The 19,226-nt window shown below is 31.6% G+C and carries 18 protein-coding genes; 12 read left to right on the forward strand and 6 right to left on the reverse strand.

What is annotated here, in order from left to right; genetic code table 11:
• Positions 1–57 precede the first annotated feature (57 nt).
• The 3 genes from Q0935_RS11880 to Q0935_RS11890 all read left to right on the forward strand — a co-directional run bounded on the left by Q0935_RS11880 (position 58) and on the right by Q0935_RS11890 (position 3,243).
• Positions 58–810 (forward strand): hypothetical protein, encoded by a 753-nt coding sequence (locus Q0935_RS11880; RefSeq protein ID WP_299386220.1) that lies wholly within the window; start codon positions 58–60, stop codon positions 808–810.
• 168 nt (positions 811–978) lie between these two features.
• Positions 979–2,532 (forward strand): hypothetical protein, encoded by a 1,554-nt coding sequence (locus tag Q0935_RS11885; RefSeq protein WP_299386224.1) that lies wholly within the window; start codon positions 979–981, stop codon positions 2,530–2,532.
• Positions 2,533–2,547: 15 nt separating this feature from the next.
• Entirely contained in the window at positions 2,548–3,243 is a 696-nt protein-coding gene (locus tag Q0935_RS11890; RefSeq protein WP_299386229.1) for a hypothetical protein, read from the forward strand.
• A gap of 73 nt (positions 3,244–3,316) precedes the next feature.
• Here the strand turns inward: Q0935_RS11890 and glyA are convergent, their stop codons facing one another.
• Complete coding sequence (gene glyA / locus Q0935_RS11895) at positions 3,317–4,591, reverse strand: serine hydroxymethyltransferase (protein ID WP_299386233.1); 1,275 nt, start codon at positions 4,589–4,591, stop codon at positions 3,317–3,319.
• Between the two features lie 143 nt (positions 4,592–4,734).
• Between glyA and fahA the strand changes: the two genes are divergently transcribed.
• Positions 4,735–6,024 carry a fumarylacetoacetase gene (gene fahA, locus Q0935_RS11900; protein ID WP_299254334.1) on the forward strand — a complete coding sequence of 430 codons (1,290 nt, stop codon included), beginning with the start codon at positions 4,735–4,737 and terminating at the stop codon, positions 6,022–6,024.
• Between the two features lie 114 nt (positions 6,025–6,138).
• Positions 6,139–7,320, forward strand: a complete 1,182-nt coding sequence (locus tag Q0935_RS11905; RefSeq protein WP_299386238.1) for a hypothetical protein — start codon at positions 6,139–6,141, stop codon at positions 7,318–7,320.
• A 62-nt stretch (positions 7,321–7,382) separates the two neighbouring features.
• Here the strand turns inward: Q0935_RS11905 and Q0935_RS11910 are convergent, their stop codons facing one another.
• The 4 genes from Q0935_RS11910 to ytxJ all read right to left on the reverse strand — a co-directional run bounded on the left by Q0935_RS11910 (position 7,383) and on the right by ytxJ (position 9,892).
• Complete coding sequence (locus Q0935_RS11910; RefSeq protein ID WP_299386242.1) at positions 7,383–8,294, reverse strand: polysaccharide lyase family 7 protein; 912 nt, start codon at positions 8,292–8,294, stop codon at positions 7,383–7,385.
• Between the two features lie 182 nt (positions 8,295–8,476).
• Positions 8,477–8,923, reverse strand: a complete 447-nt coding sequence (locus Q0935_RS11915; protein WP_299386245.1) for a hypothetical protein — start codon at positions 8,921–8,923, stop codon at positions 8,477–8,479.
• A gap of 57 nt (positions 8,924–8,980) precedes the next feature.
• On the reverse strand, positions 8,981–9,493 hold the full coding sequence (locus Q0935_RS11920; RefSeq protein WP_299386250.1) for a DUF3124 domain-containing protein: 513 nt from the start codon (positions 9,491–9,493) through the stop codon (positions 8,981–8,983).
• 12 nt (positions 9,494–9,505) lie between these two features.
• Positions 9,506–9,892 carry a bacillithiol system redox-active protein YtxJ gene (gene ytxJ / locus Q0935_RS11925; protein WP_055436545.1) on the reverse strand — a complete coding sequence of 129 codons (387 nt, stop codon included), beginning with the start codon at positions 9,890–9,892 and terminating at the stop codon, positions 9,506–9,508.
• Positions 9,893–10,165: 273 nt separating this feature from the next.
• Here ytxJ and clpB point away from each other — a divergent pair, with 273 nt between their 5' ends.
• Positions 10,166–12,772: an ATP-dependent chaperone ClpB gene (clpB, locus tag Q0935_RS11930; protein ID WP_299386253.1), complete on the forward strand. Its 2,607-nt coding sequence runs from the start codon at positions 10,166–10,168 to the stop codon at positions 12,770–12,772.
• A 233-nt stretch (positions 12,773–13,005) separates the two neighbouring features.
• On the opposite strand, the gene mqo is transcribed toward clpB, so the two are convergent.
• A complete protein-coding gene (gene mqo, locus Q0935_RS11935) occupies positions 13,006–14,478 on the reverse strand; it encodes a malate dehydrogenase (quinone) (protein ID WP_299386257.1) in 1,473 nt (490 codons plus the stop codon).
• Between the two features lie 83 nt (positions 14,479–14,561).
• Between mqo and deoC the strand changes: the two genes are divergently transcribed.
• The 6 genes from deoC to Q0935_RS11965 are packed head-to-tail and all read left to right on the forward strand — an operon-like array spanning position 14,562 to position 19,143.
• Positions 14,562–15,230: a deoxyribose-phosphate aldolase gene (deoC, locus tag Q0935_RS11940; protein WP_299386262.1), complete on the forward strand. Its 669-nt coding sequence runs from the start codon at positions 14,562–14,564 to the stop codon at positions 15,228–15,230.
• A gap of 10 nt (positions 15,231–15,240) precedes the next feature.
• Positions 15,241–15,939, forward strand: a complete 699-nt coding sequence (gene deoD, locus Q0935_RS11945; RefSeq protein WP_299386266.1) for a purine-nucleoside phosphorylase — start codon at positions 15,241–15,243, stop codon at positions 15,937–15,939.
• 14 nt (positions 15,940–15,953) lie between these two features.
• A complete protein-coding gene (locus tag Q0935_RS11950) occupies positions 15,954–16,469 on the forward strand; it encodes a histidine phosphatase family protein (protein ID WP_299386270.1) in 516 nt (171 codons plus the stop codon).
• Complete coding sequence (locus Q0935_RS11955; protein WP_299386275.1) at positions 16,462–16,995, forward strand: GNAT family N-acetyltransferase; 534 nt, start codon at positions 16,462–16,464, stop codon at positions 16,993–16,995. Before Q0935_RS11950 ends, Q0935_RS11955 begins: the two co-directional genes overlap by 8 nt.
• 43 nt (positions 16,996–17,038) lie before the next feature.
• Positions 17,039–17,500 (forward strand): SsrA-binding protein SmpB, encoded by a 462-nt coding sequence (gene smpB, locus Q0935_RS11960; RefSeq protein WP_299386279.1) that lies wholly within the window; start codon positions 17,039–17,041, stop codon positions 17,498–17,500.
• A gap of 11 nt (positions 17,501–17,511) precedes the next feature.
• A complete protein-coding gene (locus tag Q0935_RS11965) occupies positions 17,512–19,143 on the forward strand; it encodes a S8/S53 family peptidase (protein ID WP_299386284.1) in 1,632 nt (543 codons plus the stop codon).
• Positions 19,144–19,226 lie beyond the last annotated feature (83 nt).

The following is a 19,226-nucleotide window of genomic DNA, read 5'->3' on the forward strand; positions in this document are numbered from 1 at the left end:
TAATACATAATAATGATATAATCCTATTTTTGGAACGCAACCAATAGCATTAATCATTTGAAACCATTTTACATTCTCCTTATTTTATTCTGTCCTATTACATTATTAGCGCAAACGGTTAATGGTGTAATTTATAATGCTACTTCAACTATAGAAGATATTAAAATTGAGAACCTTTCTAATAAAAAGATAACCTACACTAATAAAAATGGAGCGTTTACCATTACCGCGAAAACTAACGATACTTTAAAAGTAAGTGCCTTTCTTTATAAAACACAAAATATTATCGTGAAGCCTATTCACGAAAAAGAAGCTTTAGTTATTCAGCTTAAAGAAACAAAAAACACACTAGAGGAGGTTAACATTAATGGCACTGAAAAAGAAAAAATAGCAGACGTAAAAGCCACGGAAACTAATTTAAAAAATGCGCTTTTAGAAGACATAAAAAACAATCCTCATTTATACGGTAAAATGCCAGAAGGCAATTTAGATATTATTAAAATTATTGGTTTGGTTGCTAAATTATTTAAAAATAAAAACAAAGCAGATCCTTTTGTACCTGTCTCTTACGAGAATTTAATCTCCTTATTCAATAACAAACATTCGCTCTTTAACGACGCACTGCTAACAGAAACCTTAGACATAGAAAAAGATAAAAAATTCTTATTCTTTGAGTTTGTTGAAGCAAAAAATATTGACAGTAAATTATTGACAGAAAATAAAGACCTTGATTTATTAGAAAACATTATTAAAGCTAGTGAAGAATTCAATACAATTATTAAAAACTTCAAAAGAGAAAAAACAGACTAATATTTTTATAATTAAACTAAATACATACTAAAACATAAATTCAAAAGTTATATTTTAGTCGCTTAAAGCTACTATATACATTACTTTTTATGCAACAAGTATGTTAATTACTTCTTTAATTAAAGATGCGAAACAACATGTTGCATAAAAAACAATAAATATTACCACATGAAACGCATTCTTTACTTTTTTTTTGTTTTTAGTTTTTTACTGTTTTGGAGCTCTTGCAGACAAGATTTCGACTTCGCTCCTAGTACAGGGAACCTTGAATTCTCTAAAGATACTGTCTATTTAGATACTGTTTTCACAAACATAGGATCAAGCACTTATAATTTAAAAGTATATAACAGAAGTGATAATGACATCTCTATTCCATCAATTGGTTTAGAACGTGGCACCGCTTCTAACTACAGATTAAATGTAGATGGAAATGCAGGACAAACATTTAACAATGTAGAAATACAAGCTAAAGACAGCCTGTTTATTTTTGTAGAAACAACTATAGACATTCAAAATCAAACACTTTTAGAAAATGAATTTCTTTATACAGATAAAATAAATTTTGATGCCGGTAGTAATTTACAATCCGTAGATTTAGTAACACTGGTTAAAGATGCTGTATTTATCTATCCAGATCGCGATAACACCACAGGAGTAATAGAAACATTAACTATAACTGTAGATGGGCAACCGGTAGAAACAGAAATACAAGGTCGTGAGTTATTACCATCTGAACTATCTTTTACCAACCAAAGACCTTACGTTATATATGGTTATGCTGCTGTACCAAGCGGAGAAACACTAACTATAGATGCTGGAGCACGAGTACATTTCCATGCCAATTCAGGTCTATTAGTTTCAGACAATGCATCATTGCAAGTTAACGGGAGTTTAAGTACAGATCCAGAGCTTATGGAGAATGAAGTCATTTTTGAAAGCGACAGATTAGAACCAGCATTCGCAGATGTTCCTGGACAATGGGGAAGCATCTGGCTTTTCGAAAATAGCATAAATAACACAATTAACCACGCTACTATTAAAAATGGAACAGTCGGTATTTTAATTGATGGCAATGCAGATACAGCACTACCTAAATTAACAATTACTAACTCTCAATTATACAACTTTAGTAACTATGGTATTTTAGCAAGAAACACATCTATTACAGCTGAAAATCTAGTAGTAAATAATGCTGGACAGTCTTCGGTTGCTTTAACACAAGGTGGAAAATATAATTTCACACACAGTACAATTGCTAATTATTGGAATAACAGTTTTAGACAGTTCCCTGCACTTTTAGTTAACAACTTCTTTGTAGATACTAATAACATTACAAATGTTACCGTTTTTACCGAAGCTAATTTTAATAACTCTATAATCTACGGAAACGATAATCCTGAGTTTATTTTAGATGAAGTAACAGATCCTGCAGTAACCTTTAATTTTAAGTTTACAAATTGTTTAGTAAAGTTTGAAGATTCGTCTAGCAGTCCAAGTGGTGATAATTACGATTTTAATGATACAACACACTACGAGAACATAATCCGTAATCAAGAGCCAGATTTTAGAGCACCTTTTAATAACGATTTGCTAATTGGTAATGATTCTGCTGCAAATGCAGAAGGAAATACAATATTTTCGTCTCAAGTTCCGCTTGATATTTTAGGCGTAAATAGAACTACTTCTTCAGATTTAGGTGCTTATCAGCATATTACTTTTTAATACAAAAATACTATCATGAAAATATTCACCTTAGCTGTATTGCTAAATATTACATTTTGCTTCGCTCAAAAATCTTATGTGTTCGATACTTTATTAGAATATGATTGTAAATCCATAACTCCAATAAAAGATAGTACGTTTACAAAATATCTCTATACTAATTCTAAAAATAATAGCTATTATATTACAATTAAGAATCTCGACAGCTTAAATTATTCTTTAGAATTTGTTGATACCGATAAACATTACTCTAAAGTTAAAGTTCTAAAAAACAAGCTTTTTAAATCTGCTGAAATTGATATTTTAGACTGTAAAGATGTAGCTAATGTTTATAATCAATATAAAAATAGGATTAAAGATTACAAGTTTATTAATCTACAAGACACATTAATAAATAATATACTTCTTAAAAACTACAAACTAACCTATGTAAAGAGTAAGAAGAAGAAAACGAGAAAAAAAATTGGTGCAATTCAATATATCATCAAAGAAGACACAGAGTTTCACTCACCTATTCTCTTACATCCAACTGCATATAACGAATGGAAAAAAGAGAAAAATATTCCAAATGGTATTTATGAAGAGTTTTTATTTTATGATTTTAATAATAATCTTACTAGCCATTATAAACTAAAAAAAATAAAACGAGTAAAGCTTAAACTCAATACAGCAAAACCTTGTCCAAAAACTAAAATAACCATACAAGGTTAATAAAATTACACATAAAAAAATCCCACGTTAATGCGTGGGATTTTTTATGTGTAATTATTTAGAATATAAAAAATTACATCTTAAATAAAGGTAAATCGCTCATCATAGCATTTACTTTAACAGCAACTGCTTCTAGTACCGCTTCATCTTCATAATTATTTATAACTTCGTCTATTAAGTTAACAATAGCTTCCATTTCATTTTCTTTTAAACCACGCGTTGTAATTGCAGCAGTTCCAATTCTAATTCCTGAGGTTACAAAAGGAGATTTATCATCGAAAGGCACCATGTTTTTATTAACAGTGATATCTGCTTTTACAAGAGCTTGCTCAGCTTCTTTTCCTGTAATATTTTTATTTCTTAAATCAATAAGCATCATATGGTTATCTGTACCTCCAGAAATTATTTTATAATCTCTAGCTACAAATGCTTCAGCCATTGCCGATGCATTCTTTTTAACCTGTAACATGTAATGCATAAACTCTTCAGTTAAAGCTTCACCAAAAGCAATTGCTTTACCAGCAATAACATGCTCTAATGGGCCACCTTGGTTTCCTGGAAATACACCAGAATCCAATAAAGAAGACATCATTCTTAAATTTCCATTTTTTAATTTAATTCCGAAGGGATTTTCAAAATCTTTACCCATTAAAATCATTCCACCTCTTGGGCCACGTAATGTTTTGTGAGTTGTAGTTGTAACTATATGACAATGTGGAATAGGATCGTTTAAAATTCCTTTTGCAATTAATCCTGCAGGATGAGAAACATCTGCTAATAATATTGCATTTACACTATCTGCTATTACACGAAAACGTTTAAAATCAATATCTCTTGAATATGCTGAAGCTCCAGCAATAATTAATTTTGGTTGCTCGCGCGTTGCAATTTCTTGAATTTTATCGTAATCTAATACTCCTGTCTCCTCTTCTACTCCGTAAAATACAGGGTTATATAATTTACCAGAAAAATTTACTGGAGAACCGTGTGTTAAATGCCCACCGTGAGATAAATCGAAACCTAAAATTTTATCACCTGGCTTTAAACACGCATGATAAACAGCTGTATTTGCTTGACTTCCAGAGTGCGGTTGTACATTTGCATAAACAGCACCAAATAATGTTTTAGCTCTGTCTATTGCTATTTGCTCTACCTCATCTACTATTTCGCAACCTCCATAATAACGCTTTCCAGGATAACCTTCGGCGTATTTGTTAGTTAAAACAGAACCTGTAGCTTCCATAACTTGGTCGCTTACAAAGTTCTCTGATGCAATTAATTCTAAACCTTCTAATTGTCTGTTTTTTTCGGCTTCAATTAATTCAAATATTTGTTCGTCGCGTTGCATATGCTTATCTTTTGGTAATTTCCGTGATTTCGAAAATTGATTAACGTTAAAAATTTATCAAAAATAAGAAATAACCACGGTAAATAATTCAAAAAACATATATTTACTTAGAATTTATAAACAACAAATCAACAATTATACATATGTCATTATCAGCTAATAATCCAGACCGAAAATCGTGGTTACACGTCGATAAAAATTCGGACTTCCCAATTCAAAATATTCCTTTTGGTGTCTTTTTAACAAGAGACGATATTATTACCATAGGAACAAGAATTGGAGACACAGCAATAGATTTAGGTGCTTTACACCAATTAGGCTATTTTGAAGGCATTCCACTTACTGATGATATTTTTCTTCAAGATACTTTAAACGATTTCATTGCAGATGGACGTAAAACATGGCGTTTAGTTCGTAATAGAATTGCTGAAATATTTGATGATGAAAACGAGACACTAAAAGGAAACCTTAAACATAAAGAAGCTGTATTATTTCGTTTAGACGAAATAGAAATGCAATTACCTGTACAAATTGGTGATTATACAGATTTTTACTCTAGCATAGAACACGCAACAAATGTAGGTACTATGTTTAGAGATCCAGATAACGCATTATTACCAAACTGGCTACATATTCCTGTTGGATACCATGGTAGAAGTAGTTCTATTATTCCTTCTGGAATACCTGTTCACAGACCACAAGGTCAAACTTTACCTGCAGGAGAAACACAACCAGTTTTTGGCCCAAGTAAATTAGTCGATTTCGAATTAGAAATGGCCTTTATTACTACAGATGCTAACGATTTAGGTGAACCTATTCCAATTGAAGAAGCTGAAGAATACATTTTCGGATTGGTTTTATTTAACGACTGGTCTGCAAGAGACATACAAAAATGGGAATACGTACCATTAGGACCGTTTTTAGCAAAAAGTTTTGCTTCATCTATTTCTCCTTGGATTGTAACATTAGATGCTTTAGAACCTTATAGAGTTGAAGGACAAAAGCCATTAAAAAAACAACTAGAATACCTTCAACAAAAAGGTAAAAAGAGTTTCGATATTAATTTAGAAGTTTCTATTCAACCAGAAAAAGCTAAAGAAACTATTGTAAGTCGTTCTAATTTTAAGCACATGTACTGGTCAATGGCTCAACAGTTAACACACCATACAATTAATGGCTGCCCAATAAACTCGGGAGACATGATGGGAAGTGGTACTATTTCTGGACCAACACCAGACTCTTTTGGCTCTATGCTAGAACTATCTTGGAGAGGTGAAAAACCAGTAAAATTAAATAACGGTACAGAACGTAAATTTATTAATGACAATGATACTGTTATTATGCGTGGCTACTGCGAAAAAGACGGGACAAGAATAGGTTTTGGAGAAGTTTCTACTAAACTGTTACCTGTTTTTAACTCTAATAAAAAATAAACAACAATCATTACTTTTCAAAAAAGCCTTTAAACACCCAGTGTTTAAAGGCTTTTTTTAGTTTGGCACGTTAATTGGTTTTATACTATGTATAAACCAATAAAAACCGAACAGATGAAAAATTTTACATTATTAGCGGTACTTCTTCTTGTACTAACATCTTGTGTTGGAAGAAAACAAATTGAAAAACAACTAAACTCTGGAAATTACGACCAGGCTATTAGCAATGCTCTTAAAAAGTTGGAGAACAACAAAGACAAAAAACGTAAGCAAGATTACATTGTTATGCTTCAAGATGCCTTTTATAAAGTAGTTGAAGAAAACCATAATGATATCAATCATTTAAAAAAAGATGGTAATCCTGAGCAGTATCAAAATATATTTAATATTTATTTAGATATGGAAGACAGACAACGTGCTATAAAAGCCGTAATGCCTTTACATATTAATGGAAAATTATTAAACTTAAATTTTAATAATTATACTAACTCTATAGTAGAATACAGAGCTAAAGTATCTAACTACAAATACGATACTGCCGTAAGCTTAATGCAAAGCGATAATAAAATAGATAATAGAAATGCTTTTGATACTCTAGAATATATTGAAAGTATAAATGCCAACTTTAGAGATGTAAGACAGCTTATAGATGTTGCACATCACCAAGGCACAGATTATGTTATTGTAGAAATAGAAAACCAAACACAACAAATAATACCAACACGTTTACAAAACGATTTACTAAACTTTGACACTTATGGTTTAAACGATTTTTGGACAGTATATCATGCAAACGCAAATAATACTATAGATTACGACTATGCCATGGCTTTACAATTAAAAAGAATAAATATATCTCCAGAACGTATTACCGAGAAACAATTATTGAGACAAAAGAACATTATCGATGGTTGGGAATATGTATTAGATGGAAATGGAAATGTTGTAAAAGACAGTCTTGGTAACGACATAAAACAAGATAAAATAATTATAGCAAAAGCAAGGCTTAATGAGTTTAATCAGTTTAAATCTACTCAAGTAATAGCTAACGTTGTGTATAGCGATTTAAAACAGAATCAAATTTTAGAAAGCTTCCCTATAAATAGTGAATTTGTATTCGACAACCTTTATGCAACCGTAAGAGGTGATAAAAGAGCTTTAACAAATGAAGATGTTCAAATTCTAAAAAATAGAAGATTACGTTTCCCTAGTAATGAGCAAATGGTTTTTGATACTGGTGAAGACCTTAAACTGAAACTAAAAAATATAATAACACGTTATAGCCATAGAAGCTAAAAGCATAAAACGCCCAAATTACTTTGGGCGTTTTTTTATATTTAATTAAAATGCAAATATGCTTAATGTGTAATGCTTAAATCTTTAATTCCTACAATACCATGGGAACCAGTATAACTTGCTCCTTGTACTGATTGCAAATAATTTCCAACTTTAAAATAATTTCCAGTAGTGCTTGTTCCTATATCTTCAGAAAATATTTCTTCCGATCCTTTAAAAAGTTTTACAGTACCGTTATTATAAGTTATTGTAAAAGTATAAGATGTTCCTAATTGATAACCATCATCAATTATTAAACTACTATTTTGAACAACCTCTGTAATATACCCACTAATTTTTAACCTTACACCTCCCGTTGTTTGGTTCTCATCTCCAATAAACTGTACTCTTATTACATCGTCCACAGTATTTGAAGGTCCATGTATTTGCGCAAAACATAAAACACCTCCATCATTATCTGTGTCTTGAGGTAATCGATCTACTTTAACGGTAAACGTCATTGTATTGTTACCGCTTCCACCGTCCCAATAAACATTATTACCATTACTTAGCTCCCTTAATTCTACTCTTGGGTTATTAGAGTTAGCAGAACCTCCTAAACCTCTATAACATTTAAAATAAGTCCATTCATTATCTGTATAAAAATAATTAAGGTCATTATAGGAGTCGTAGTCACTATTTATTGCTTCTAAAACATTATCCTCATATACGGCATTAGAATTTGGATTTCCTGTAAATCCATTAAGCTTCCAATTATCCATTGTTAAGCCTAATACGTTTCCTGGAGAATCATCATTATCTGTATTTTCATCTCCTGAGCCTTCTTCATTTGTGCTATCTTGATTAGTTGCTCCATCTCCATCAATTGTTTCATTCTGCGGAGATGCATCTTCTTCTGTATTCTCCGAACAAGAAAATGACAACAAAACAGATATTAAAATAATAAATTTGATACTACTTTTTAAAAATGCCATTAATTTATAATTAATATAGGTGAATAAATTTCGATAAATATACGATTAGTAATAATTGGTTAACCAAACTGGTCAACCAAAAATAAGCCTTTTCTGAATAAAAAAAACCTATAACTAATAATTGTTATAGGTTTCTCTTCTTAACTTAAGTCTTATTATCAATTACATAGCACTCAATTGTTCTATAAGGTCACAATTACAACTTCTCCTGTGGTACAGTCGCATAATAAATCTCCGTTTAACTTTTTTGCTTTGTAACTTGCAACATGCATAGTACAGTCCACTGTTTCCATTTGTATATCATGAAACCCAAAATAAAACTTTTCTGTACCATTATAAACAAAACTAACACTACTCATATTTAGAGCATCAAACTCAATCAATGCTTCTCCGTTTTCGATTATTTCAGAAAACATACGATTATCTACAGCACTGTTGGGATCTGTTAATTTTAATAATGATACATCAAAATTATTATCATTAAATAAATTTTCTCCAGTTGTAGAAATCAATTTTACTTTAACATTAAAATTAACTGGAATGTCACTATCGTTGCAACTATCATCTTCATTATTGCAAGAAAAACTTGTAACCAGCAATAGGAAGAGTACAACTTTTAAAACTTTCATTTTTATAAATTTAAATATTATGTGAATTTATAAAAAATATAGCCTCTAGAAGAGTTTCTATTCATTAATAGTTATACCTTTAGTAGTAAAAGACAAACCTTGTTGTCCATAGGTCGTAATCATTACACCTTCAAAATAAGGTGCTTTATCTTTTTTAGGAGCTAACCAATCGAATACAAAATTTGCTCCTGTTCCACCAGTCTTGTCTTTCTCGTCTATAACAATCTCAATGGTTTGCATAGGTTTTACAAAAATTGGAGATTCAAAATAAGTTCTCATTAATTCGCCTTTAGTATCATAATACTTAGCACTTTTAATAAAAACAGTATCCTTTTTATTTATGTTCCTTATGCTAACAGTAGATGTTAAATCGTGCGTTTTATGCTCTGTAGTACTATAAATTTGAGAATAAACAGACAAATAACTAGCTCCAGAAACCAAAGAAGTATCTAGCTTATTATTCCACTGCATAGCTTCCCAATTGTTGGAAGGCAACTCATCGTTTTTAGTGTTTTTACCACATGCAAAAACAAATAAGCTTACAAAAATTAATAACGATACCTTTTTCATTTTTTTAATTTATTATACAAATTTAGCTAAATCAATCTCATTAATACCACCATGGCTTGCATGAGCAACTGCTACTCCATTTTTAATAATTAATAATTGTGGAGATTGATGCATCACTTGAAACTTAAAACCAGCTTCGTTAGAAACTTCTCTAAAACTTAGTAAGTCTAAATAATACAAATCTAAATTAACGTCTACATCAAACGCAGATACAAATTGATTCATAACCATTTTACTAATCCCACAACGCGTAGAATGTTTAAAGATAACTTGCGTTTTACCTTTAGACAATTTCTCTATAGTATTAAGTTGGTCTACAGTTGTTAACTGTTTCCAAGGTAATATTTTCTCTTCTTTTGGTTCTTTCGATCCTCCAAATAATTTTCCAAACATAGTAATTCTATTTTAGCAGTTTTCACTGCTTTAGATTAAACAAAAATATCAATTTAATGACATATATCATTATTTATGTCGAGACCTTTTGATTAACTTACAAATGCAAAACAAAAAACCTGTAACTGACAAAAAGTCACCTAAACTCAGCGCGTAACAGTCATTTTGTCCTGCCTTTCTGTTTGGTAAGATAATTGAAATATAGCTAAAAGTAAAAAGAAAAACAATAAGGTTTCTACATCCAAAGTTTTAGGCTTAGAAATCATAAAACACTATAATATGAATTTTAATAACTATACAACAAAATCGCAAGAAGCCATACAGCAAGCACAGTTGCTTGCTCAAGGTTTAGGCAACGGACAAATAGAAAACGAACACATTTTTAAAGCTATTTTTGAAGTTGATGAAAACGTTTTGCCTTTCATTTTAAAGAAAATGAATGTAAACGTGCCTATGTTAAAGCAAATTTTAGACAAGCAAATTGAAAGTTTCTCTAAAGTTTCAGGAAGCGAATTAACAATTTCAAGAGAAGCATCAACGGCATTAAACGAAGCTTCTATTATTGCTAAAAAAATGAACGATGAGTATGTTTCTATCGAACATTTAATATTAGCCATTTTTAAATCTAAAAGTAAAATTGCTCAGGTTTTAAAAGACCAAGGAGTTACAGAAAAAGTTTTAAAAGCAACTATAGATGAGCTTAGACAAGGTGATCGTGTAACATCACAAAGTCAAGAGGAAACATACAATGCATTAAACAAGTACGCTAAAAACTTAAATCAATTAGCTAAAGACGGAAAGTTAGATCCAGTAATTGGTCGTGATGAAGAGATTAGAAGAATACTTCAAATTCTATCACGTAGAACCAAAAATAATCCAATATTAGTTGGAGAACCAGGAACTGGTAAAACAGCAATTGCTGAAGGTTTAGCACATAGAATTGTAGATGGAGACATTCCAGAAAACCTTGTCGACAAACAAATATTTGCACTTGACATGGGATCGTTAATTGCAGGTGCAAAATTTAAAGGTGAATTTGAAGAGCGTTTAAAAGCCGTAATTAAAGAAGTAACAAATAGTGATGGTGATATTGTATTATTTATAGACGAAATCCATACACTAGTTGGAGCTGGTGGCGGACAAGGCGCAATGGATGCGGCAAACATTTTAAAGCCAGCATTAGCTCGTGGAGAACTTCGTGCTATTGGTGCAACCACTTTAGATGAGTACCAAAAATACTTTGAGAAAGACAAAGCTTTAGAGCGTAGATTCCAAAAGGTAATGGTTAACGAACCAGATACTGAAAGTGCTATTTCTATTTTAAGAGGAATAAAAGAAAAGTACGAGACACACCACAAAGTACGTATTAAAGATGAAGCTATAATTGGAGCGGTAGAACTATCTACACGTTACATTACCAATCGTTTTTTACCAGACAAGGCCATTGATTTAATGGATGAAGCTGCAGCAAAACTGCGTATGGAAATAAACTCTAAACCTGAAGAACTTGATGTTTTAGACAGAAAAGTTATGCAGTTAGAAATTGAAATTGAAGCAATTAAACGTGAGAAAGATGAAACAAAATTAAAATCTTTACGAAGCGATTTAGCAAATATAAAAGAAGAACGTAACGAGATTAATGCAAAGTGGAAAAGTGAAAAAGCAGTAGTTGATAATATCCAAAATACAAAACAGGATATTGAAAACTTTAAGATTGAAGCCGAAAGAGCAGAACGCGATGGTGATTATGGAAAAGTTGCAGAGTTGCGTTATGGAAAAATCAAGGAAGCTCAAGAAGCACTTGAGATAATGCAAACAGAATTTAATGCACAGTCTGAAACATCATTAATTAAAGAAGAGGTTACTTACGAAGACATTGCTGAAGTTGTTGCAAAATGGACAGGTATTCCGCTTACCAAAATGCTACAAAGTGATCGCGAAAAACTTTTAAAATTAGAAGACGAGTTACACAAACGTGTTGTTGGACAAGAAGAAGCTATTGTTGCTGTAAGTGATGCTGTAAGACGCTCGAGAGCTGGATTACAGAATCCGCAAAAACCAATTGGAACCTTCTTATTTTTAGGAACAACTGGTGTTGGTAAAACCGAACTCGCTAAAGCATTAGCAGAGTATTTATTTGATGACGAAAGCGCTTTAACGCGTATAGATATGAGTGAGTATCAAGAACGTCATGCAGTAAGCAGATTGGTTGGTGCACCTCCAGGATATGTAGGTTACGAAGAAGGTGGACAATTAACTGAAGCTGTACGTAGAAAACCATATTCTGTTGTATTGTTAGATGAAATTGAAAAAGCCCATCCAGATACTTTTAATATTTTATTACAAGTGTTAGACGAAGGCCATTTAACAGACAATAAAGGTAGAACTGCAGATTTTAAAAACGCAATTATTATCATGACTTCAAATATGGGAAGCCAGTTAATTCAAGACCGTTTTGCTGCAACAAAAGATATTGAAACAGCCATGGAAGCTGCAAAAGTGGATGTTTTAGGTTTACTAAAACAAACCGTTAGACCAGAGTTTTTAAATAGAATAGACGATACTATTTTGTTTACACCTTTATCTAAAGAGAATATTACAGAAATTGTTGGTCTACAGATAAAAGGTATTACTAAAATGATTGCCAAACAAGGTATAATATTCGATGCTACGCCAGAAGCTATTACTTACTTAGCAGAAAAAGGTTACGATCCAGAATTTGGAGCAAGACCAGTTAAAAGAGTAATACAGAAAGAAGTTTTAAATGCTTTAAGTAAAGAAATTTTATCAGGAAAAGTAACAACAGATAGTATTATCTTACTTGATGCTTTCGATAAGCAATTAGTGTTTAGAAATCAAGGAGATTTGGTTGCCGAAGAGGTTTAAACTATGAAAAACAAGTTGTCATTCAGAAGGAAGTATGACTGAAGAATCTTATTAAATTAAACTTTGAAAAGGTGCTTCGCCTTGCTCTGAATGACGTATAAAATCACAAAGTATTGTTAAATCAAAATAATGCTAAAATAAACGAAGAATAAGTTCGTTTTTAGGGTAATGGTTAAGTTAGTTAGTTTGAAAAAGCGACATGAAACGTAAAGTTTAATGTCGCTTTTTTTATTTTATAGTTCTAAAGCTTTGGCTGAGTTTTCAATGGTCTTTTTAAACAATTCGGCATTCATCTCTGTTTTCCACATCGGAACAATTTTTTCTAATTTTCGTTTTCCTTCCTCAGAATTTACAATTTCAGGAAAAGCAGTCTCAAAAACTTCTAACATTACATGTGTTGCTGTTGAAGCTCCAGGAGAAGCACCTAGTAAACAAGTAATACTTCCGTCTTTACTTTTTACTACCTCTGTTCCAAATTGTAGTTTTCCACCTTCATATTCATCTTTTTTAATAATTTGAACGCGTTGTCCTGCTACTAAAAGTTCCCAATCTTCACTTTTAGCATCTTTTACAAATTTTCGTAAATCGTTCATTCTATCTTCATGAGACGATATTACTTGCTCTATAAGATATTTAGTAAGCGGTAAATTATCCCAAAAGGCACTTAACATTGGTTTTATATTGTCTGCTTTTATAGATTTAAACAAATCTAAAGTTGATCCTTCTTTTAAAAACTTAGGACTAAAACCTGCATAAGGTCCAAACATTAATTGTCTTTTACCATCTATAAAACGAGTATCTAAATGTGGTGTCGACATTGGAGGATCGTTTGGTCCTGCTTTGCTATATACTTTTCCTAAATGCTGATTTATTAAATCTTCGTTTTTACAAACCAACCATTCTCCACTTACTGGAAAACCTCCATAACCGTCTTTTTCCTCTATTTCAACTTTTTGTAATAACAACAAGCTTCCTCCTCCAGCTCCAATAAATACATGTTCAGCATCGAATAACTGCTTATCTCCTGTTATTGTATTTTCCACCTCAACAGACCATTCAATATCATCGTCTGGATCAATATCTAAAACCTCTTCGTTACAATGTACAGGTGTATTGTATTTAGTTTCTAGAATATGAAATAACTTTTCGGTTAAAGAGCCAAAATTCATTTCTGCGCCACGTTCTATACGTGTAGCAGCCATAACCTCATCCTCACTTCTATTATTTGCAATTAACGGAAACCAGGCTTTCATTTTCTCTAAAGAATCAGTAAACTCTATACCTTCAAACATAAAATGATCTTTTAAAGCTTCGAATCTTTTCTTTAAAAAAGTAACATTATCTTTTCCTGTAACCCAACTATGATGTGGTACCGGATTTATAAAATCTTTAGGATCTGTAATCAAATTTTCTTCAACTAAAAAACTCCAAAACTGTTTAGACAACTCGAACTGAGTACAAATCTTGTAAGCCTTAGAACAATCTACCGTATCTTCTTTTTCTGGTGTATAATTTAACTCGCATAAAGCAGAATGTCCTGTTCCTGCATTATTCCACGCAGCAGAACTTTCTTGAGCAGGCTTACTTAAGCGCTCTAAAATTAAAATATTAATTTCTGGCTTAACAAGCTTTACCATTAATGCTAATGTTGCACTCATGATACCTCCTCCTACGCATACTAAATCGTAATCTTTATTGATGTCCATCTAAAATAGTTATATGCTATAAAGATATACTTTTATGACAAATGTCATTGTATCACTTTTGTAAAAACGGTAACTTTGAGTTTATGGAGTTAAACAAATACATAGACCACACGCTTTTAAAAGCTACTGCAACAAAGAATGATATTATTAAACTTTGTAACGAAGCCAAAACATATAATTTCTTTTCCGTTTGTGTAAATTCTTGCTATGTTTCTTTAGCTAAAGCTGAATTAAAAAACACAGATATAAAAGTCTGTAGCGTTATTGGGTTTCCATTAGGAGCTATGAGCACGAATGCTAAAGTTCAAGAAACCAAACAAGCTTTAAAAGATGGTGCAGATGAAATTGATATGGTTTTAAATATTGGATTTCTAAAAAGCAAAGATTTTGATGCTGTTTGCAAAGATATTGAAGCTGTAAAAAACGAAATGCCAAACAATACACTTAAAGTTATTCTAGAAACATGCTATCTGGAAGAAATTGAGATTATAAAAGCAAGTGAACTTGCCATAAGCTCTGGCGCCAATTTTATAAAAACCTCTACAGGATTCGGAACTGGAGGCGCAACATTAAACGATGTAAAGCTAATGAAGAGTGTTATTGGAAAATCTGGTGCTAAAATAAAAGCTTCAGGCGGTATTAGAGATACTAAAACAGCATTAGAATACATTAATATTGGTGTTGAAAGAATAGGAACTTCTAACGGAATTGCTATTGTAACCGAAAGCCCTTCCGAAGAAAAAAATTATTAAAAATAACAAAATGAGCATACACATTGGAGCCCAAAAAGGCGATATCGCAGAAACAATTTTATTACCTGGAGATCCTTTAAGAGCAAAATGGATTGCCGAAACTTTTTTTGAAAACCCAATATGCTTTAACGAAATTAGAGGCATGCTTGGCTACACTGGCACTTACCAAGGTAAACGTGTTTCGGTAATGGGAACAGGAATGGGTGTGCCAAGTATTTCTATTTATACCCATGAATTAATTACACAGTTTGGTGTTAAAAACCTTATTCGTGTAGGTAGTGCTGGTTCTTACCAAAAACATATAAAAATTAGAGATGTGGTTTTGGCAATGGCCGCTTCTTCTAATTCTGGTGTAAACACATTACGTTTTGGTGGTGCAGACTACGCTCCTACTGCAAATTTTGAATTATTCCAAAAAGCTGTTGAGGCTGCAAAAGCTAAAAACATACCTGTTAAAGCTGGAAACGTATTTACTAGTGACGAGTTTTATGAAGATGACTTCGAATCTTACAAAAAATGGAGTAAATTTGGCGTACTTTGTGTTGAAATGGAAACAGCTGGATTATACACCGTTGCTGCCAAACATAACGTTAATGCATTAACACTACTTACTATCTCAGATTCTTTAGTTACCGGAGAATCTACAACTAGTAAAGAAAGGGAAACCACTTTTAAAGGGATGATAGAAATTGCATTAGAGCTTGCCTAAATTTATTTATTTTTATGAAAAACCTACTACTATCCTTTATTCTTGTTATCACTATATCTTGTGCTAAGACTAAAAATGAAACACAGATAAATGAAGAAACAACCACTTATTACCTTATTCGTCATGCCGAAAAGGATAAAAGCGATGCTAATAATCAAAACCCAAATTTGGTAGTAAAAGGCTTAGAAAGAGCAAAAAGGTGGTCGAATCATTTTAAAAATATTGATTTAGACGCTATTTACAGTACGGATTACAAACGCACTATCGAGACTGCCCTGCCTACAGCAATAGATAAGGACATAGAGATTACACCTTACAATCCTAAGACTTTAGATATTAAAAACTTTTTAAAGGATACTAAAAACAAAACCGTTTTAATTGTTGGGCATAGTAATACTACACCAGCATTTGTAAATAAAATTATTGGTGAAGAGAAATATGAATCTATAGACGAAACTATTAATAGCAAACTTTTTACTGTTACCATACAAGATAATAACATCACCTCTAAAGTAACTAATATTGATTAATCTTAGTGAAAACGTACAATTAGAAACTGTTACTATAAACTCTCATTTAAATTTAGTTGAACTAATCCATCGTATTTATCCTCCAGCTTACAAGCATTTATGGCAAAATGAAGATTGTAGTTTTTATGTCAATACGTTTTACAACATAGCAAACTTAAAACTAGAACTAAGCAATAAAAATGCTGAATATTATTTTATAATCTACAAAAACAAACCTGTAGGGATTTGTAGGATACAGTTTAATGAGCCTTTAAACAACTTTAAAAATGGAACCTACATTCATAGAATGTATTTAGGCGTCGAAGCTCAAGGAAAAGGAGTTGCAAAAACCATTTTTAATTGGATTGAAACAAGAGCTAAAGAAAAAAACAACACTTTTTTGTGGCTAAAAGCAATGGATACGCAGGAACAGGCTATAAAATTCTACACAAAAAAACACTTTAAAATAACAGGTAAAACAAGTTTAGATTTCGATTTACTACACAAGCCATTAAGAGGAATGTTAATAATGAGTAAGGAAATATAATATTTCTTTTAAAACAGTTAAAAATGATTAGTTTTGTATCATAATGCAGAAAAAAGTAAACATACTAAACAAGAAGGCGAGATTTCAATACGAGATATTAGACAAATATTCGGCTGGAATTGTTTTAACAGGTACAGAAATTAAATCTATTCGAGATAGCAAAGCTTCTATTGCCGAAAGTTTTTGTGAATTTAACGAAAAAGGAGAGCTATTTGTAATTAACATGACGATTCAAGAATATGTTTATGGTAATTATTATAATCACGCACCAAAAGCAGAGCGTAAATTACTTTTAAATAAAAAGGAATTAAAAAAACTTGAAAAGGAAGTAACAAATTCAGGTTTAACTATTATTCCACTTCGTTTATTTCTAAATGAAAAAGGATACGCTAAAATAGACATCGCTTTAGCAAAAGGTAAAAAGCTATACGATAAGCGTGAAACAATTAAAGATCGCGATAACAAACGTGATTTAGCACGTATAAAAAAAGATCATAATAACTAAACTCAAAGCGTATGTTAAGGACTTTTAATAAAACACGCATAGTATTTGTTTTCGCCTTATTATTAGCAACATTAACAAGTTGGGCTCAAACCAATAAAGAGTTTAGTCGTTTTTACTTTAAATTAAGTTCAGAATTAGAATTCTCTTCACCTAAAGCCGTATTAAATCATTCTGAATTAGTCAATTTAAACGAAAACTATGTGTTTGAAATTAATAATGCCTACGGATTTACAAAAGCTAAAATTGAAAACCTAAGTCGGTTATCTAAAACCAATTTCACTTTAAAAAACACCTTTAGAATAGAAGGCCTTTTTACAGAATCTGAAAAAGAATCTTTTCTTGAAACCTTAAAAAACACAGACCAATTACTTTACGCGTATAGTGCTAGAACAACACCTATTGCTCCTCCACATGATATTGCTCCTATAACAAATAATTTAGAAAACACACAAGACTACATAGAGTCTGATCCAGGTCATAATATAAGGTATGCATGGAACAATGGCGTTAATGGAGCAGGAATAAATATTAGAGCAATTGAATATGGTGTTAACCTAAACCATGAAGAGTTAGATCACACTAATACTTCTCTTCCTCCTAACACTACCATAAACGCTAGTATTATAAATACTAGTTATACAGAGCATGGTACTAGCGTAGCTGGTATTATAATTGCAAATAAAGGAACTTATGGAATAAGCGGTCTAGCACATGGTGCAAACGAATATATTTTATATCCAGAATGGACAGAAGAATATGATTATAATCGCGTTTTAGCAACTTCTAACGCTGTTGCAAATTCTACTGCTGGAGATCTAATTATTTACGAAATGCAAACTTATGGACAAAATGATAATTTTGTTCTTGCTGAATATGAACAAGCCATTTGGGATCTTACAAAAGCGGCCACAGATGCAGGAATAGTAATAGTTGCAGCAGCAGGAAATGGAAGTGAAGACTTAGATGACCCTTTTTACAACAACTACCATGCAAGAGGAGACAGTGGCGCTATAATAGTTGGAGCAGGAATTGGGAATACAAATCATGCTCCAAGCTCTATTTCAACTTATGGTTCACGCGTAAACATTCAGTCTTGGGGAACTGGAGCATCTACCATTGGATACTACCAATGGGTTTCTACAAATTATGGAGATGATTTTAATCAAAGCTATATAACAAACTTTAATGGCACAAGTTCTGCAACTGCAATCATAGGAGGTTTTACAGCTGTTCTACAATCTTATGCGTTAGCGCAAACTGGAAACTATTCGACCTCACAAGAATTAAGAACGTTAATGGTTAATACTGGTATCCCACAAGGCTCTGGTAATAACATTGGTCCATTTCCTAATATGCAAGCTGCTATGTTGTCTTTAGACAATACCTTAAGTGTCGACTCTAAAAGTGTTTCAAATTTTATAATGTATCCAAACCCTACTAATGGTGTTTTAAATATTAATTTAAATAGTTTTAATAACGCCGTAAGTTTAGAGATTCATAATTTATTAGGACAGCAAGTGTTTACTACTAATTTAACCAAAAGTAATAGCCGTATTTCTGTTAACAATCTTTCTAAAGGATTATATCTAGTAACGGTAAAAACGAGTAACACTTTAACTACCAAAAAACTAATAATTAATTAAAGTTCCGTTAAAACTAAAACCTTAATTGTTTATTTTATTTAAGTTTGGTTAATCTACAGGCAACCATTTTACAAAAAATTGCG

This window comes from uncultured Lacinutrix sp. (assembly GCF_947500605.1).
GTDB lineage: Bacteria > Bacteroidota > Bacteroidia > Flavobacteriales > Flavobacteriaceae > Lacinutrix.

Coding starts and splice junctions, on each gene's coding strand:
- Q0935_RS11885 (WP_299386224.1), top strand. CDS start 979: ATGAAACGCATTCTTTACTTTTTTTTTGTTTTTAGTTTTTTACTGTTT.
- Q0935_RS11890 (WP_299386229.1), top strand. CDS start 2,548: ATGAAAATATTCACCTTAGCTGTATTGCTAAATATTACATTTTGCTTC.
- glyA (WP_299386233.1), bottom strand. CDS start 4,591: ATGCAACGCGACGAACAAATATTTGAATTAATTGAAGCCGAAAAAAAC.
- fahA (WP_299254334.1), top strand. CDS start 4,735: ATGTCATTATCAGCTAATAATCCAGACCGAAAATCGTGGTTACACGTC.
- Q0935_RS11905 (WP_299386238.1), top strand. CDS start 6,139: ATGAAAAATTTTACATTATTAGCGGTACTTCTTCTTGTACTAACATCT.
- Q0935_RS11910 (WP_299386242.1), bottom strand. CDS start 8,294: ATGGCATTTTTAAAAAGTAGTATCAAATTTATTATTTTAATATCTGTT.
- Q0935_RS11915 (WP_299386245.1), bottom strand. CDS start 8,923: ATGAAAGTTTTAAAAGTTGTACTCTTCCTATTGCTGGTTACAAGTTTT.
- Q0935_RS11920 (WP_299386250.1), bottom strand. CDS start 9,493: ATGAAAAAGGTATCGTTATTAATTTTTGTAAGCTTATTTGTTTTTGCA.
- clpB (WP_299386253.1), top strand. CDS start 10,166: ATGAATTTTAATAACTATACAACAAAATCGCAAGAAGCCATACAGCAA.
- mqo (WP_299386257.1), bottom strand. CDS start 14,478: ATGGACATCAATAAAGATTACGATTTAGTATGCGTAGGAGGAGGTATC.
- deoC (WP_299386262.1), top strand. CDS start 14,562: ATGGAGTTAAACAAATACATAGACCACACGCTTTTAAAAGCTACTGCA.
- deoD (WP_299386266.1), top strand. CDS start 15,241: ATGAGCATACACATTGGAGCCCAAAAAGGCGATATCGCAGAAACAATT.
- Q0935_RS11950 (WP_299386270.1), top strand. CDS start 15,954: ATGAAAAACCTACTACTATCCTTTATTCTTGTTATCACTATATCTTGT.
- smpB (WP_299386279.1), top strand. CDS start 17,039: ATGCAGAAAAAAGTAAACATACTAAACAAGAAGGCGAGATTTCAATAC.
- Q0935_RS11965 (WP_299386284.1), top strand. CDS start 17,512: ATGTTAAGGACTTTTAATAAAACACGCATAGTATTTGTTTTCGCCTTA.